Source organism: Acidobacteriota bacterium (genome assembly GCA_009691245.1).
Lineage (GTDB): Bacteria > Acidobacteriota > Terriglobia > 2-12-FULL-54-10 > 2-12-FULL-54-10 > SHUM01.
Genome location: SHUM01000011.1, coordinates 13,387 through 31,227 on the forward strand (window position 1 = coordinate 13,387; position 17,841 = coordinate 31,227).

The 17,841-nt window shown below is 56.6% G+C and carries 11 protein-coding genes; 8 read left to right on the plus strand and 3 right to left on the minus strand.

Features of this window, described 5'->3' with window-relative positions; genetic code table 11:
* Positions 1-23: 23 nt before the first annotated feature.
* The 8 genes from EXQ56_04360 (at position 24) to EXQ56_04395 (ending at position 11,824) form a co-directional block, all read left to right on the plus strand.
* Positions 24-407 carry a cytochrome c gene (locus EXQ56_04360; GenBank protein ID MSO19685.1) on the plus strand — a complete coding sequence of 128 codons (384 nt, stop codon included), beginning with the start codon at positions 24-26 and terminating at the stop codon, positions 405-407.
* A 20-nt stretch (positions 408-427) separates the two neighbouring features.
* Positions 428-2,191, plus strand: coding sequence for a hypothetical protein (locus EXQ56_04365; GenBank protein MSO19686.1), 1,764 nt, complete (start codon positions 428-430; stop codon positions 2,189-2,191).
* A gap of 799 nt (positions 2,192-2,990) precedes the next feature.
* The gene (locus tag EXQ56_04370; GenBank protein MSO19687.1) at positions 2,991-3,773 is read left to right on the plus strand and encodes a DUF1587 domain-containing protein; all 783 of its coding nucleotides are present in this window, start codon (positions 2,991-2,993) and stop codon (positions 3,771-3,773) included.
* Complete coding sequence (locus EXQ56_04375) at positions 3,719-4,099, plus strand: ankyrin repeat domain-containing protein (protein ID MSO19688.1); 381 nt, start codon at positions 3,719-3,721, stop codon at positions 4,097-4,099. The genes EXQ56_04370 and EXQ56_04375 overlap by 55 nt, the downstream gene beginning before the upstream one ends.
* Before the next feature lie 103 nt (positions 4,100-4,202).
* Positions 4,203-5,744, plus strand: coding sequence for an MBL fold metallo-hydrolase (locus tag EXQ56_04380; protein ID MSO19689.1), 1,542 nt, complete (start codon positions 4,203-4,205; stop codon positions 5,742-5,744).
* A 924-nt stretch (positions 5,745-6,668) separates the two neighbouring features.
* Positions 6,669-7,826, plus strand: coding sequence for a galactosyldiacylglycerol synthase (locus EXQ56_04385; protein ID MSO19690.1), 1,158 nt, complete (start codon positions 6,669-6,671; stop codon positions 7,824-7,826).
* Positions 7,827-8,412: 586 nt separating this feature from the next.
* Positions 8,413-10,308: a hypothetical protein gene (locus EXQ56_04390; GenBank protein ID MSO19691.1), complete on the plus strand. Its 1,896-nt coding sequence runs from the start codon at positions 8,413-8,415 to the stop codon at positions 10,306-10,308.
* 52 nt (positions 10,309-10,360) lie between these two features.
* Positions 10,361-11,824: a tetratricopeptide repeat protein gene (locus EXQ56_04395; GenBank protein MSO19692.1), complete on the plus strand. Its 1,464-nt coding sequence runs from the start codon at positions 10,361-10,363 to the stop codon at positions 11,822-11,824.
* Between the two features lie 237 nt (positions 11,825-12,061).
* Here EXQ56_04395 and EXQ56_04400 read toward each other — a convergent pair whose 3' ends face one another.
* Genes EXQ56_04400 through EXQ56_04410 form a run of 3 tightly spaced genes read right to left on the minus strand, consistent with a single transcriptional unit; the run spans position 12,062 to position 17,621 of the window.
* Complete coding sequence (locus tag EXQ56_04400; GenBank protein ID MSO19693.1) at positions 12,062-13,726, minus strand: ankyrin repeat domain-containing protein; 1,665 nt, start codon at positions 13,724-13,726, stop codon at positions 12,062-12,064.
* Positions 13,727-13,764: 38 nt separating this feature from the next.
* Positions 13,765-15,114 (minus strand): DUF1552 domain-containing protein, encoded by a 1,350-nt coding sequence (locus EXQ56_04405; GenBank protein MSO19694.1) that lies wholly within the window; start codon positions 15,112-15,114, stop codon positions 13,765-13,767.
* Positions 15,111-17,621, minus strand: coding sequence for a DUF1592 domain-containing protein (locus EXQ56_04410; protein MSO19695.1), 2,511 nt, complete (start codon positions 17,619-17,621; stop codon positions 15,111-15,113). The genes EXQ56_04405 and EXQ56_04410 overlap by 4 nt, the downstream gene beginning before the upstream one ends.
* Positions 17,622-17,841 lie beyond the last annotated feature (220 nt).

Below are 17,841 nucleotides of genomic sequence, written 5' to 3' on the forward strand. Positions count from 1 at the left end.
TTTCTTTAGGGGAGTTGGCTGACATGAAGGTTTGTTCCCTGTCGAGGTCGCTGCTGGCGATAGTTTTTGTGAGCAGTTGTTTCATGGCAAGACTTGCGGCGCAGTCCGGCTCATCGTCAGCCGTTAGTCAGCAACCCGTGCTCAACGAGCAGCAGCAGGCCGGTCGCGGCTTGTTCCTGCAGAACTGTTCCTACTGCCATCTGCCGACCAAAGAAAACAACAAGAGCACCGCAGAGGGAACCACGGTCGGCCCGCTTTTGAAGGGGCTGATGCAGGGCTCCAAGCCGCGGCCTGAAGCTGTGGTGCGCGGATTCATCCTCAAGGGAACCGCCAAGATGCCGGGGTTCCAGTACGCATTCCAGCCGAAGGAAATGGACCAGATCATCGCTTATCTGAAAACTCTCTAGGCCTGTGGAGGGAACTCGTGATGCTACGTTATCGTGATGCGCTCAAAGCTATTCCATTGTTGGCCCTCGCGGGGTTGGCTGTGCTGGCGGCGTCGCACGCCGTGCAGGCGCAGTCGCCGGCGCGCGCCCAGACGCCGCTGGCCGGTGTGGTGAAGGGCGATGACGGCAAGCCCATGGAAGGCGTGGCTGTCTCCGCGCGCGAGCAGAACAAGACCTTCACTACTTCCGTGTTCACCAACCAGGCCGGTGAGTACTCTTTCCCCACGTTGGCCGACGGGCAGTATAGCGTGTGGGCGCAAGCCGTGGGCTTCGACACTTCCCGCGCGCAAGCTGCCGTCGCCGCCGGCAAAAACACGCAGCAGGATTTCAAGTTGAAGCCATTGAAGGACTTTCATCACCAGCTTTCTGCCACCGAGTGGACCGACAGCCTGCCTGACTCCACGCCTGCGGACCGCAGAATGCAGCAACTCGTGCACAACAATTGCAGCTCCTGCCACATCGCAGGATTCATCCTGTCCAAACGCTTCGACGCGAACGGTTGGGCCATGATGATCAATTACATGCTGGAGCGCGAGATGCGCCCCGAGGCGGCCAACTACAAACTCATTCAGTCGTACAAAGAGGATATCGCCGGATATCTGGCCAAGGTGCGCGGATCGCAGGCAGACGTGATGAAGTGGAAGCCGCAGCCGCGCCTGAAGGGCGAGGCGACGCAGGTGGTGGTGACGGAGTTTGATTTGCCACGCGGCGACATGCCGCACAGCGTCCATGACGGAAGCGACTGGTCCGGCGGCATCCCCTCGAAGTATGAAGGCGAGGCCGCGCATGACTCCGCGATGGACAAGGACGGCAACGTGTTCTTCACCGACAACAGCACGCCGAACCGGACCATTGGCAAGCTTGATCCGAAGACCGGGAAGGTTACCGGATACATGTTGGCCGATAAGGAAGGTTACGCGGTACGCACGCACGGATCGGTAACGGATCAGAAGGGTATCATCTGGGTCACCAACGGCACCGACGGTACCATGATGAGTTTCGATCCCAGGACCGAGAAGTTCAAGAATTATCCGAAGCCCGCTTTGCTCACGCGTGGCATTGGCCCGACCATTACGGTTGATTCCAAAGGAATGCTGTGGTCCACGCAGTCAAACGGCGTGTTCAAGTTGAATCCTGAGACCGGCGAGTACACCGAGTACAAGTCATTCAGCAAGGGCGGCGGCCCTTACGGCATCGCTGTGGACGCGGAGGACAACATCTGGTTCGCGCAAATCAGCACGGATCGCGTGGGCTATGTGAACAGTCGCACGGGTGAAGTCGGAGAAGTGGTGCTGCCCGCATGGACGGGGGAGGTCAGCGCCAAGGATCGTGAGATCGGTGAGCGCACCGGCGCGATCACCAACGCCGCACCGCTGACGCAGAAAGGCCCGCGCCGCATGGGCGCCGATCGTCGAGGCGGCGCCGTGTGGGTGGCCGAGTATTGGACCGGGCAACTCGCGAAGATCGACATTCACACCAAGAAGGTGACTGAGTATGCGGTGCCTTCGCGATACTCGCATCCTTATGCCGTGGTGGTGGACAAGAACCACATGGTCTGGGTCTCGCTGATGAACTCGGACCGCATCCTGCGCTTCAATCCATTCACGGAGCAATTCACGGAGTTCCCTCTGGCCACGCTGGGTAGCGAGGCGCGCTTCATCGATATTGACGACACACCCGATAGGCCCGCCGTCTGGCTGCCTTACTCACGCACAAACAAACTGGGCCGGGTGGAGTTTCGCTAAAAGCTGGTCGCCAAGCAGGTGATCGAACATCGCGCCGCAATTTTTTTCAGTGACTCGCAGCCCCGGTTGCCCACTTTGGAAAAGCGGTGCTTCCGCAATCTACTGTTGGTCAGATCATCGCAATTTACTGATTTTATGATCCTTAATGGCAATTTTTGCAAACAGTAGGTCTCCAACACCGAAAATCCAAAATAAGCGTATTGGTTTTAATAAGATATGGCTTAGCCACCAACAATTGATTGCGGAAGCACTGCCAGTAGCAGATGGCTTAATCGCGCCAATTCTGCCCAGCCGAGCGGAACGGCGTACGCGGGTGTGGCCAATGTAGAAAACGCGCTGGCTTCCGCAAGCAGGCCCACCCGAACAGTGAGCACTGCGCGAAAGATACAACTGTCGCTGCGAGTCCGCTTCTAGGTCTGGAAAATGGCCGTTGAGCCAGTTGGCGGCTAGGTTAGATGAATCAGGGAAGTTATTTGGGATGAAGTGGTTAGATGATGCCTCGTGCTGTTGAAGGAGGTTCCGCAATCTTGTTGACTTATTAAGGGGATGTTGGTATAACGGCGATAGTTAAAGGACTGTCTGGACTAGGCAATAGGTTAGCTCCTAAGGAGCGCCGCTTGTTTGGGGGAAGCGCGCAGGTTTCTTGGCTAAGTGCTGCAAACCGTTTAGGGCCAGATGCTTTAGGGTTAGCATACGATGCCTAATCTGGTCTAGCCTTCTGCTTGGCGTCGTTGCACTCTCACCTGTCAGGGCGCTTGCGGCTCCAGCGCAAGAAGTCAGTGTTTCCTCCCGTCAGAAATTGATCAATCAGTATTGTGTCAGTTGTCACAATTCAAAGCTCCAGACGGCTGGTTTGATGCTTGATGGTGAAGATGTGGCGCAACCGGTTGACCATGCGGGATTATGGGAAAAAGTGATCCGCAAGCTGCGGGCAGGACAGATGCCCCCGGGCGGAATGCCCAGGCCGGAGCCCGCGGCGCTCACGGAATTAGCCGCTTATCTGGAAGCAGCACTGGACCGGGCGGCGGCGCAGAGCCCCAATCCTGGCAGGCCAACGGCAATCCACCGCTTGAATCGGGCTGAATATTCCAACGCCATTCGCGATTTGCTTGGTCTGGAGATTGATTCCCAATCATTGCTTCCAACTGATTCTGCTGATCATGGCTTCGACAACAACGGCGAGGTTCTCTCCCTGTCCCCGGTCTTGATGGAGAGGTACATGATTGCCGGAGGCAGAATCAGCAGACTGGCCATAGGCGATCCCGTTTTCCGGCCGGTCGCGGAGACTTACAGCGTTTCCCGTGGTTTGATTCAGGAAAGCCGCATGAGCGAGCAGCTTCCCTTCGGGTCACGCGGGGGGCTCGCCGTCTCCCATCGGTTTCCCCTGGATGGCGAATACATCATTCGAATCACCTTGCAGCGGGATGAGCAGGGATACATCAAAGGGCTGCGGGAACCGCATCTGATGGATGTTCGACAGGAACTACTCCATTTTTCCTGGCAGCCGCGTCAGCCGACGTTCATCTCATGCAGGTGCTGGCTGAAGGTGGAGCCAATCCACGCACCGTTTCAAAAGACCTGATGAACCCGTTGCTGGCGATTGTATTGCTGGCGGCAAAACGGCCGAAGCAGGCCATGGAGGCCTCGGATCTGGCCTTGCGGCTTGGCGTGGATATCAACGGAGCCGATAAGGACGGGCAGACTGCGCTGCACGAAGCAGCTTCCGTCGGCTCGCTCGAATTGATTCGCTATCTGGTTGGTAAAGGCGCGAATCTGGGCGCGAAGAATAAGAAGGGACGTACTCCTTTGGAAATGGTGGAAGCAGGTGAAGTCGAAACAGATGAGTATTCCTTGAATCCACCTGAGCCGACGGCCAAGCTGCTGCGCGAATTGGCCACCGGGAAGTAGAAGACTTTATTCCGCACTGACTCGCGGCAAAGCAGTCGGTACTTTCCTTTTGCGAATCATCCATTCACTGCACAAATATTCAGAGTTGAGGAGATAGACTGACGTGAAAAATAGAATCCTATTGCTGGTTAGCATGTTAATCATGAGCATCAGCGCTGCTTCAGCGCAAGATGCCAAGAGTATTCTTCAGGCAGCTGAAAAGGCTATGGGGGTTGCCAATCTCAAGTCATTGCAATTCTCCGGAACCGGTTGGAATGGTGGGACGGGCCAGAGCTTCAGCCCTGATATGGACTGGCCGCGCTTCAAGATCATTGGCTATACGCGCACCCTTGATTTCGAGGCTAAGACATCGAAAGAGGATATCACTCGCGTGCAGTTGATTAATCCCGAAGATCGTTACAAGCCGAAAGGCGGCGGCGGAACGCCGATCATCGGGGAGCAGCGCTACTCACTGCTGGTGAACGGAAGTCATGCCTGGCGCCTGGACGGGAGTCGAGTGACTCCTGAACCGGCCGTCGCCGAGATTCGCCAGTTGGATATCTGGATGACTCCATACGGTTTTCTAAAAGCTGCCGCGGCAAACAACGCGAAAGTGATTAAGCGCCACGAATACAGCGGTCAAAAAGTCACAATCGTGTCGTTCACGGCGCTCGGCAAGTACCGGTTGAATGGGACGATCGATGATCAGAATCGAGTCATCCGCGTGCAAACGTGGATTCCGAATCCGGTGGTCGGTGACATGTACTACGAAATAATCTACAGCAACTTCAAGGATTTCAATGGCATTACATTTCCAACCCGTTGGCATCACCATCAGGATCATGATGATAACGGGCGACTACCCAACGTGAGTGGCGGTGATCATGCGTTTGGCCTTGAGGCCATCACGAATGTCCTACCCAATCCGCCGAAGGCCGCTGTTGACGTTCCCGCAGATGTGCAGCAGGCTGTTATTCCGCCGGTTCGTGTTGAATCTCAGAAGCTCGCCGACGGCGTATGGTTTCTCGGCGGCGGTTCGCATAATAGCGTAGCCATTGAGTTCAAGGACTATATCGCAGTAGTGGAAGGCCCCCTGAATGAAGAGCGATCTCTTGCAGTGATAGATGAAATCTACAAGCTGATACCCAATAAGCCGATTCGGTTTCTAGTGAATACGCATCACCATTGGGACCACTTGGGTGGTATGCGTTCCTACATTCACGAAGGGGCTACGGTAATAACCTATAGCGGAAACCGGGCGTACTACGAAGAGTTGGTAACTGAGAAGCAGTGGCTCCTCAAACCAGACCGGCTATCCCTCTACCCACCTGAAGAAGTCGCGGAAGGATATACTTTTGAGACATTCAGGGAAAATTATGTATTGAGCGACGGCACGCGAAACCTCGAGTTGTATGTCATGCAGGGTCTCGATCATGTGGCGGGGATGATGATCGCCTACCTTCCCAAGGAGAAACTCGTGATTGAAGCCGACTTATTCACGCCGCCCGCACCGAATGTTTCGACTCCTACTCCGAATGACTCAAATATTACGTTCCTGAGAAACGTAGAAAGGTTAAAGCTTGATATCTCCCAGATCGCGCCTATTCATGGCCGCGTTGTTCCCTGGTCCGATTTCATGAAGGTCGTCTCGAAAGGATCGAAATAATTTCGTGCCGTTGTTCGAGGTTTCCATTGCTCCGGCCGTCGGCATGTGCAATGGGCCAGCAAGTTGCAGTAGGCAGATTCGCTTATCGCCGATTTACTGTATGAGGAGGCTCTGGATTTTCTCCATCCGCAACTGGCAATCGTAGAGGGATGGGAGGGAGCGGCAGTCGATACGTATTTGCCAATGACCTTTGGGCGGATGCCTGTTCCAGATAGGCAAACCGCAGCCCGCACGTGAAGCAACCGAAAAAGCGCTACTGCTGTGTGAGCAGTGCGACGATGTGGAAGGCACTATTGTCTACTTGAACCAGCTTTACCAGATTCACCGTTATCTCGGCGCTCCTGTGTCCTGAAATACATTCGTAAATCCCTGCTAATTCTCTGGCAGGATTTTCGCAAATATGAGCGAATTGGTTATGAAACTGGGCGTGGAGGCGCCTTAGCAGGCTTCCATTTGTCTAAATTCCCTGTATTTTTCCCTGTTAGCAGGCGGAGAGATGGTTCGCACTTGACTCGTTCCTCCGCTATAGAGTCAGCCCGGTCGAAGCAGAACCCGGGAAAATGGAAGGGCGGTCAAGAACCGCCGTGCCTGCTGCGGCACTGGAACTCTCGATAGGAGCGAATAGCTTTTCGGAGACTTGCAACGGTGAGCCAGCCAAGGACCGCCACCTCCGCGGTAGTTTGGTCGTGCACTGTCCCATAAAAATAGCCAATTGGCGTTGCAGCAGCGTTGCTGGCGTGTGAACAATTCCCGCAAAATAGTGCGGCATTTGGCACCTCGGCGGGGCAAGCGCAGTGGCGAAGGCCAAACCTTTGTCTCGAGGATGATCCGTTTGCGGTGTGCATTATCGTGCATGGGGCGTCGGAACACCAGCACGACCTTCCGGCAACCTATTGGTAGTATTTGCAGCGTATATTTAATCTCATGACCGCCGTAGATTTTGTGTATTTCGATGCCGGGGGAGGCCACCGTAGCTCTGCCACGGCACTCTGCGAAGTAATCGCCCGGCAGCAGCTGCTTTGGCAGACCCGAATGGTGAATTTGCAGGAGATTTTGGACCCCCTTGATTTCATTCGCAAGTTGACAGGCGTTCGTATTCAGGACACCTATAATGCAATTTTGAAGAAGGGTTGGACTCTTGGATCAGCCCAATTGCTGAAGGTACTACAGGCAGCGGTGCGGCATTACCATGATGAAGAAGTCGGTTTGCTGCGCGATCACTGGGCGCGGTCCCAGCCTGATTTAGTTGTTTCGCTCGTGCCGCATTTTAATCGGGCGCTGAAAGAGAGCCTCGCTGGCGGAGGGGTTCCATTTGTCACCATCCTGACGGATATCGCAGACTTCCCGCCGCACTTCTGGATCGAGTCGCAGGATCAGTATGTTGTCTGCGGATCTGAAAAGGCTGCTCAGCAAGCTCGCGAGGCGGGAATTGCGGAGAGCCATATCTATCGCAGTTCCGGAATGATCGTTCATCCGCGGTTTTATGAGCCTGTTCGGATTGACCGCCAGGAAGAAAGACGGCGCCTTGGGCTGAAGGAGTCGCTGCCCACAGCGCTCGTGATGTTTGGCGGACAGGGCTCTGAGGTGATGCTGGAGGTCGCCAGCCGTGTCAATCAATGCGATCTCCCAGTACAGATGATTTATATGTGCGGCCATAACGTCGGGTTGGCTGAGAAACTCAAGCAACTTGCCAACCACAAGCCCCAATTTGTGGAGGGATTCACCAGGGAAATCCCTTACTACATGAGCTTGGCAGACTTTTTTATTGGGAAACCCGGGCCGGGCAGTGTTAGCGAAGCTCTCCTGATGAAATTGCCAGTCATCGTTCAGCGGAACGCGTTGACCCTACCGCAGGAGCGGTACAACACAGAGTGGATACTCGAAAACGAAGTGGGTCTGGTTGTTGAGAGCTTTCGGCATGTCGTGCCAGCCATCCGCGAGATGCTGGACCCACAAAAGTATTCTCGGTTCCACGGGAACACTGCGAACCAAAACAGTCGAGCTGTGCTGGAAATCCCAGACATGCTCAAGGAAATTCTCGCTAGAGAACTCAATGCACAGGGCGCTCTTGCCGCAGTGTAAGGTGTGGCGCACTACTTCCGGCAGTCTTGAATTCAATCGCCAGAATCGGCATTCGATGGAACCAGTAGCGGCAACGCGTCAGGAACGGTCGAGATGGTGTACGGCAGTTGTCCAATCAGCTCGCCATCTGGCATGGCCCGGGTGATGCGTTCGATGTTTTCCGGATAATCACAAATCGCGGCCCCAATGGGGAGGAGCCGAGCACTTCGTCCGAAATCATCCGTCATTTCGGTCCATTTTAGGGAGGTCCGTCACTCTTGCTCTATCATCTTGCAAGTTCTGATCCCATGCACCAAAAGCTTCGGCAGATATCAGTTCGGCAATCCAGCTTTTCCAAAAAAGAGCACTATACATTCAATGGCTGATTTCGTAGACTAGGTCCGAATAGCCGACTGCGCCCATCGTTGAGCTTCAGTCGTCTTGTCCGGGGGAAGCAACCCGGTGAAACCGAAACATGGTTTGGGTCGTCTTATCATGCTGGGAAGATTGTTCTCTCGGTTTCTGAAGTCTTTCGGATATTCCGCATTGGAAGCACTTTGGTAAGTAAATTTTGATTGATCCGCCTTTGGCGAAAGGAGTTTATCGAATGATCAGCAATATTCTGCGAGCGGGGTTATTGGCCGCTTTGGCAGTGTCTTTTGGGGCCAGCGTGCAAGCCCAGCAGGTAAGCATGCCGGCGAAGTTGGCACAGCAAGCCTACCCGGACCTCATTGTCTACAACGGCAAGATTGTTTCTGTAGATAACCCCTCATTGACCAGTGAACTGGGGACCAAGTACGAGGCCATGGCCATCCGCGGCGAGCGCATCCAGTTTCTGGGGACCAGCGCGGAACTGCTTACCTATGCCGGACCTAATACCAGGAAGATTGACCTGAAAGGCCGCATGGTGATCCCCGGAGTCATCGACTCGCACACGCACCTCCACAACCATGCGTATTCCTGGTGGGCCCGGACCAATACGGACAAGTACGCCCATCTGGCCAAGAGGATTTCCGTAGAAGGAAAGACGTATGCAGATTTGACCAAAGGAATCGAACTGGCTGTCAAGGAAGGCATGTCAGGCCTGCCGAAGGAAACCTGGGCGGACATCAGCGTCCCTGGCGGGACGGACATCGGGATGCCCTACCTGCGCTCAGACTCCTTGACGCGCGAGATGCTCGATACCTGGGCTCCGGATCGGCCAGTCTGGGTTTCCGCGAATGTGGAATACAAGTTGAATACCGCCGCCCGCGACCAGCTGCTCACCTATTATGGCGTGGAACCAACCGATGAGAACCTGGAGAATGCCGTCCAGCACGCCGTTACCATCAATCGCACCAGGATCTCTGATGCGTACTTCGAGAACAATATCGGCGAACTGGCCAATGCCATGGAGCATGGCATGAAGAGCGCCGCCGCCAACGGAATTACGACGTTCTCCTCCCACATCGTCGGCCTGCGGTTCATGCCCGCCTACGACCTGCTCCGCAAGGAAGGGCGTATGCCGATTCGTTTCGGATGGGCACATCGGCTGTGTCAGTTGGTGGAAAGCAATGTCCCCGGCTGCTTCCTGCACACGGGGTCCCTCGGGGGCGTTGGAGACAACCACTATTGGAGCGTCGGCATGACCCTTGGCGCGCTGGACGGTGGGCCTCCCTCGATCTGCACCACCATGGAAGCGGCTCCGACGGCCAAGGCTGCGGAGAAATGTTTCCTGCAACCCGGTAATCAATACGCGAAGGCGATTAAGACGGCGCTCGAGAATCGCTATCGGTACATCATCAACCATGTCTACGGGGATAAGCCCGTGGACTACGTCATGGACATCATGGACCAGGTGATGAAGGAGAACAAAGAGATCACTCTAAAGTACTTTCAGGATCTGCGGATGACCTCCGATCACTGTGGTTTCTATCCCCGCAAAGAGCAATTGGCGCGCATGGCAAACTTCAAGTGGATCGTCAGTTGCGATATTGCGTTTATCAACCGCAGCTATCCCTGGCTGAGTGTTTATGGAAAGCAGCACGCCAACCGCATTGCTCCCATGAAAAGCATTATTGACGGGGGCGTAATGGCGACTCTGGAGTTTGAACTCCGCACCGAAACCGGCGAAGGCCCGACGCTGTGGGCACAGGGAATCCAGGCGATTACCCGCAAGAATAACCGCGGGGACATGGTCGCGCCGGAAGAGGCCGTCAGCCGGGAATTAGCGCTGAAGATGATCACCGTCTTCCCTTCGTACTACGTGCTGAAAGAGAAGGAGATCGGGACGCTCGAGGTCGGCAAGCTGGCTGACTTCGTGGTGTACAACAAGGACTATCTCACCATTCCTGTGGCTGAGATTCCAACGGTATTCCCCTTGATGACCGTGGTCGGCGGCAAGACCGTGATTCTGCGGCAGGAGTTCGCGACCGAACTTGGCACGCAGCCGGTTGGCCCGCAGGTCAAGTTCGAGTTCAAGGAAGAATATAACGAGGGTGAAGTACCGGTAGTAATGAATTAAGGATAGCATCCGTTTTCAGGATGCCACCCTATGAGTACCAACCAATGAGTAAATGAAGGGGAGAGGGGGACATGTTTTCCAATGTCCCCCTTTTCTCGATTTGATGTATCCGGCACAACCGGGCAGCCGCAGTAACGCAGAAAGAAGGAAGGGGATTTCCATGCGAAAGGCCAAGAGGGGAATGACCTGGCAAATGACCGTGCCGTTATGTCTGCTGTTGCTCACGGTAGGGGTGCTTCCGGCAGGGCTTCAGGCGCAGGCCCCGGCGCAGGCTAATGAGGAGGCATGGAAGCGGCACATGGAGGCTGCGTCGGCCGCGCTCAAGGCCGACAGCCCCAAGGATGTCTCGTTTGCTTTGGGCAGTGCGCTGGGCGAGGCGGAAAAGTTTGGTCCAGGAGATCAGCGCCTGGCTAACACGTTAAACCTGATGGCCTCTTTCCAGCGCTCCCAAGGGAACGTCGAGGAAGCGGTTTCTCTCTATACACGACTCATCAGCGTTCTTGAAAAAGGCCAGGGCCCGGACAGCCCGTCGGTGGCAAACGCCTTGGATACGCTGGCCGGTTTCCATCAGGAAGAACATAGGCTGAGTGAGGGGGAAGAAGCGCCGCAGGCAGACCCCGCCCACGCAGCGGACCATTCCCAGGAAGCGGGCCCGGCAGCGGGCGAAGCCCACGAGCATGAATCACACTTGGTCTCCGCGACAAAACTTTTGCAGCGCTCCCTGGCCATTCGGGGGAAAGCCTTCGGCCTCAATGATCCCAGCGTTGACGCCAGCGTCAACCGCCTGGCAGCGGTTTACGACGCACAGAAACAGTATCCGCAGGCTGAGGCGCTGCTGAAGCGTTCGATCGAGACCCGCGAGCGCGTGTTCGGGAAGGATGCTCCTGAACTGGCTTTCAGTTTCTACAATCTCGGAATCCTAGCACAGAAGAAGGCAGATCTCGCCGGAGCCGAAGCGCACCTGAAGCGATCCTGGCAGATTCGCGAGAAGCATTTCGGCTTGCAGGATATGGAACTGGAGCGCAGCGTAAGTGCGCTGGCGCCCATTTACATGCAGCAACGGAATTTTAAGCAGGCGGATATCCTGTTCCGCCTTTCGCTCTCGATTCGGGAAAACAAGTTGGGGAAGGACCACCCCAGTCTTGCACCGGTATTGAGCAGCCTGGCCGGCCTCAATGCTCTGCAGGACCGTCCCGCGGAAGCCCAGAAGTTGCTCGAACGCTCGCTCTCTCTCGATGAGAAGTCGCTCGGTCCAGATAGTGCCTTCCTAGTCCCCACGCTGAATAACCTGGCGCTGGCGCACCTAGCGCAGGAACACTATGGCGAAGCCAGCCGCATTTGGGAGCGCGTCGTTGTGATTCAGGAAACCAACGACGGTATCTTTGCCGCCAGTCTGCTGCCAACCCTGGAAGCCCTCTACGACGCCTATAAGAAGCAGGGCAAGGAGCAGGAGGCCATAAAAATAGGCCGGCGCCAGGAGGCTGTCGCTGAGATGTCCGGGGAGCACGAGCACTAGGAATCGAATCCCGGATCGGTTCAGCAACGAGGAGCCAGCCACGAGACCGTTTTTTGTCGTTCAGTTGGTTCAAAAGTAAATGGTGGGCGCTGCAACCAGAGATGGATTGGATGGCCTGGCTAGCAATGTTCGATCGGTGTCCCACGCTCTCCGCCAATGAATTAGAGAACTCTTTTAGGTGGGTATGTATTAGACGCTGATCCGCCTTCCTTCAGGGGATCTGGTCGGTGGGCCAAGCTACTCGCCGGTGCGTTCCCGGAACTTTCCCGTGAATGGAGTGGCTCCCAGTTTTACCAGGAGTTCGGAAGTCACTTTGTTTACGCGAAACGCTGGTCTACGGAAGCGGTCGTCGTAACGGCCGCCGGGGAGGTTCCGGTATAAACGGCCTTCCGGATCACCGAGGGCGATCTCCAGCGGGGTCATGCCGTACATGTCCTTGACGTCCAGGTTGGCTCCCTTTTCCGCCAAAAACTTGATCATGTCGTTCCATCCAAGATAAGCCGCAGCGTGCAGCGCGGTTCGACCGTCACCGTAGATGCCGCCTTTCGCTGCTCCATTCACGTCGGCGTTGGGGTCCAGCGCCATCACTAGCTTCAGCGCTTCAATCGCTCCCTTTTCGTCCCGGCGTCCGCGTTCCGTGCCCAACCCAGACGCCACCAGCAGCGAAGAGACGCCTTCGGAAGTAACTACCTTGGGATCGGCTCGCCCTTCCACCAGAGTGCGCATGGCGGCCACGTCGCCCGAAGCCGCTGCCAACATGAACGGGGTTGCGCTGGCTAACTCAATTTGTGGATGATCCTCCCCGCCGCGCGCGAGGAAGGGGTATTCGAGATTGGGGAAATTCTTTTCAATGCGTGTGTTGGGATCGGCTCCACGAGCCATGAGCGCCTTCAGCAGGCCGGGCATGTTGGGCCGCTCCCAGCCCAGGTCATCGGTGGGAAGTTTCAGAGCGCTGGCCAGCGTCAAAAGTCCGTCATGCAGTGAGTAGTGGATGGGGGCGACTCCATAGCCATCCTTTACGTTCGGGTCGGCACCATTTTCCAGCAGGAAGATGGCCAGCTTCTCATGGCCGCTCGCACTGGCCACGATTAGAACCGAACCTTCCTCTTCGGTTGCCTCGTTTACATTCGCGCCCGCTTCCAGCAAGAGGCGGGCGGATTCCAAATCCCCTTCTCTCGCTGCGAACATCAATGGAGTGAATCCGCCCTTGGAGCGGGGGAAGTGAACAGTAGGCCGATAGTTGCTGCCGAAGACCTGTTCGTTTTTAATGATGAACGGCTCAGGCAGCGGAATGAGCTTGGAGCGGGCGTGGACGTTGGCTCCGCGCTCGATCAGCGCTCGAGTAATCTCCGAACTCCTGGTGGCGGCTGCCCACATCAATGCCGTCTGGTCTTCAATGTTTTCCTTGGCGTTCACGTCCGCTCCGCGGGCCAGGAGCAATTTCACTCCATCCAGGCTGCCCGTGCGGACGCAGGTCATCAGCACCGTCTCGCCGTTCCAAAGCTTGGCGCTGGGATTGGCGCCGGCGCTCAGCAGTTTCTGGATCATGGCCGCGTTGCGATTGGTGCAAGCAAGCGCGAGCGGAGTTACGCCATAATCGTTGGTCTTGTTTACATCGGCACCGGCGCGAATGAGCTGTTCGGCGGTAGCCGTGTCGTCGCGATGCGCGGCCCAGGCGAGCGCCGTAGAGCCATCGGGCTGGGGCAGGTTTACGTCTGTTTTTTCGGTAAGGAGAGAATCTACCGCTGCTTTGTCGCCATGTTTTACGGCCTCAATTAGCCGCACCTCGCCGCTGGCGGCCAGCAGTCTGCCCGCGCACAAAACGGCGCTGCCTGCGCACAAAATGGCGCTGATAGTTGCCTTGAGACCATACGATGCGATAAGTCTTGTCAACCTGCTCATGTTCCCTCCCGGGCTGCGCTGGCAGCCGCGGCCTTGCGTTACACGATGCCTTCCAGCCTTCCGGTGGCGTCACTGTCATGGGGAATCAGGAAGGCGGTATCAGGGACCCCCAACATATCCAGCGTCGTCAAATGTAAGTTCGACAGAGGCAGGCCGCGATACACCAGGTGCCGACCACCCTTGAGTTTACCCGCTCCCCCGCCCACCAGAGCGATAGGAATGTCATTATGCAGATGCAGGTTGGCGTTGCCCAGAGCGCTGCCACAGACGAAGATGGAATGATCCAACAATGAGCCGCCCGCATCGGGGGTAGCCCGCAACTTCTCGAGGAAACCGGCGACAAGTTGAGAATGGTACAGATCGATCTTCTCGACGATCGCGACCGTCCCCGGGTCATCCTTATGATGCGACAGGGAGTGATGGCCGTCGTGCGCCCCGATTTCCCGATAGGGCCGATTGGTTCCTTCGTGCCCCATCATGAAAGTAATCACGCGGGTGAGATCCGTCTGGTAAGCCAGCAACATCAGGTCAAACATCAGCCGGGCATGTTCGGCATAGGTGGCTGGAATGCCTGCGGGACGCTCCATGGCCGGAGGCTCTCCGGACACCGAGGCCGTCGTCTCAGCTACCTGGATGCGCCGTTCCACATCACGGACAGCGTCCAGATACTCTGTGATTTTCTGTCCGTCGCTCGGCCCCACGGTGGTCATCAGGTGATTCACTCGCCCCATCACGGCATCCAGTATGCTGCGCTGCCTGCTGATGCGGCGGATGCGCTCGGCTGGGTTGGTGGTGTCAGTATCTCCGAACATGCGCTCAAATACCCTGCGAGGATTGTCTTCCGTTAGCAGTGGGACGGTGCCGCTGCGCCAGGAGACCGTGCTGCGGTAGTAGCCTGCATAGGTGCCGTCAGCCTCACCCACGAACTCGGCGGGGTCCATGCCCAGTTCCAGTGAAGCCAGTTGGGTATGCTTGCCGAATTCGGCGGCAATGATCTGGTCCACAGAAATTCCCGCCGCGGCAGTCCGGGCACCCGGGTGGATGCCGGTCAGATACGTGGCGCAGGGTCGCGCGTGGTTTCCGCCGCCTTCGTTTAGCCGAGGGTCGGCGGCCTTGATGTTCAGTCCGCTGATCACCGTAAGCTGATCGCGGAACGGCGTCAGAGGCGCCAGCGTGGGAGTCATTTCAAAACCCGGCCCTTCAGTTGCCGGAGTCCACTTGCTCATGATCCTGCCCAGCGGGAGGTATATGTATCCCACGCGAACCGTGGGCGCGGATGCCGCCGCCAGCGCCGGGATCATGGAATCGAGCAACGGCAATGCCAATGTGGCTCCAGCGCCGCGCAGGAAAGTGCGGCGGGGAATGGCCTTTTTGAATATCGCTGTCATAACGTTCGAGACCTCCTCATTTGAAACGGCGTACTCTTTACTACTCCGAGGATCAGCGACGACCAGCGATACTCGCTGCGAGCTGCCTCCCCAACTATCTTGCGAACCGCCGGTGCATCGTAGTTCTCCAACCCTCGCCCCAGCGCGTAGGTAAGCAGTTTTTCAGTTGCAGTAGACATGAATTGATCGGAATGGCTCAACAGCACCTGACGAAACTGGCTGTAATTCTCAAACTTGTTGCCATCAAACAGTTGTCCGGAGACATCCACAGGGGCCGCAGCTTTCCCCTCCGTGGTTCGCCACGCGCCCACGGCGTCGAAGTTTTCCAGAGCGAATCCGATGGGGTCCATCAGCTTGTGGCAACTCGCACAGGCTGGATTGGCGCGATGCTGCTCCATCATCTGACGCATGGTGAGCGGCTTGCCATCTTTATTCTTGTCGTCCAGCGGGGGGACATCGGGCGGCGGGGGCGGCGGGGGCATGCCCAGCATCTGCTCGAGCACCCACTTGCCGCGTAACACGGGAGAGGTGCGGTTGCCATAGGACGTTACAGCAAGTATTCCGCCCTTGGCCAACAATCCCTTCCGGGCCTCATCCGTAACTGCAACCTGCCGGAAATGGCTGCCGTAAACATTCGGAATACCGTAGTGCCGGGCCAGCCGTTCATTGACAAAAGTGTAGTCGGCGGTCAGCATCTGCAACGCCGGGCGATCCTCGCGCAGCATGTTCTCAAAAAACAACTCCAGTTCGCTCCGGAATGCCTCGCGCAACTCGCCGTCGAATTCCGGAAATAACGATGGATCGGGAGACAGTTGGCTCACGCTGCGCATATACAGCCACTGCCCGGCGAAGTTGCTCACCAATGCCTTGGAGCGGGGATCGGCGAGCATGCGCCGCACCTGCTGCTCCAGCACCGCCGGCTCCTTGAGCCGCCCCCGTTCCGCTAGGTCCAACAGCGGATCATCGGGGACGCTGCTCCACAAGAAGAAAGACAGGCGGGAAGCTAACTCCAGATCACTGACTCGATAAACGGTATTTGGCGTTGCTTTTGGCGGGTCGCTTTCAATGCGGAAGAGAAAATCCGGCCCGGCAAAAATGCTCTCGATCGCCATGGCGATTCCTTCTTCAAATCCGCCATCGCTCCGGCCAGATTGGTATAGGCTGAGCAGACTCTTGACCTCATCCTCGCTCACGGGCCGCCGGTAAGCGCGACGCGCCATGGTCGAGAGAATATTCCTCGCGCAGGGTTCTTCGTCGGCTGCGCGAGCGGGCTGGCACGTGAATATCCTGCGGCGGCCGGCAGCATCCCCCACGCCCTTCCCGGCATAGGGACCGGTAACGACGACGCTCTCGACCGCGGGATTGCCACCTTTGTACTGATCAATTTCGCTGATGGGCATGTGCGGAACCAGGCGGCCCACGGGCATCACCGTCTGCTTCAGGAAGGTTACGCCAATCGTGTGCGTGCCCACCCCGGCCGTAAAGCGTGCCTCTAAAATCTCATCCGCCGTAAATTCGTATCCGGTCTGAGCCAGGTCACCGCGATAGTCGTATTCCTGGTTTTTGGTGAAAATCGGACCGGAGCGGCCATGCTGTTCGCCCCCAATGGTCAGCAGTTTGATGCGCGTCCCATCCAGCCGGACATCCAGTTGATGAGCATCCGCCATGCCTCGGATATAGCCTTCAATGTTTCTCTGCAAGCGAATCTTGACAACGTACTCGCCATCGGCTGGAAAATGGTGGCGAATCGCCGTGCCTCCGCGCGATCCGAATGGCAAATCCTCGCTCATCCGGTCGTCCTGGCTCAAGTCCTGCTTGGTCATTTTTGAAAGTTGGTAGGTCTCAGCGGCGGGGCGCGCGTTGGCATCGCCGATGGCCATGCGAACGACCTTGCCCGCCGCCAACATATATCGTTCCATCAGAACCGGCGATACTGATAGAACATCACCCATATTGTCGAAGCCGTACTCGGCGACATCGGCGGGCAGCAGCGTTGCGCCGTCAATCTCCAAATCTAAAATATCCCGGATCGCGTTGGTATATTCCGCGCGGTTGAGGCGATGGACGGTAGGCCGTCCGGGATTGGGGGCTGCCGCAGCCAGCTTGTCCAACTCCGATTCCAGGTAGGATACCAAGGCACTATAATTTGGTTTGTCAGGCCGAGGCGCACCAACCGGCGGCATGGCGCCCAAGCGCAATTTTCTCAACACCTTTTCCCAGGATTCCGGGCTTTCGGCTATACGGTCCACATTCAGCTTGTCCAGGGTAAGCTCGGCGGTGCGCAGCTTCTCGTTGTGGCAGGTTACACAGTAGCGATTCACCATCGCGCGATTCGCAGATACTCCCCCTGTAGCGGAATTGTCGGGTTGCTGGCCGGCCGCCGCTAAAAGGGAAGGTACTGCCAGCACTCCCGCCATAGCAATCATTCTGGTGATGGAACAGATGCTTGGAAGTGTTCTCTCCCCTCGATCAGTAGGGCCAAGTCTCAGGCTCTGGAAGGCACTCATGAAAACTGCTCCCGCTTACCAACTAATGTGCTTGTACGCCTTTACCTTACCATATTGTTAATGGCAATGTGCAATTTTTGACCTGTCACCAATCTGCCTGCTGCAAGCACCATTTATTGGCAAATAGCCAGCCAGCAATTTCGGCGGTTTTAGGGGGGTGAAGAGCGCGGCAATCACTCGCATTCTCAACAGGGAGGGGCTATAAGTGGCTAGAGAGGCT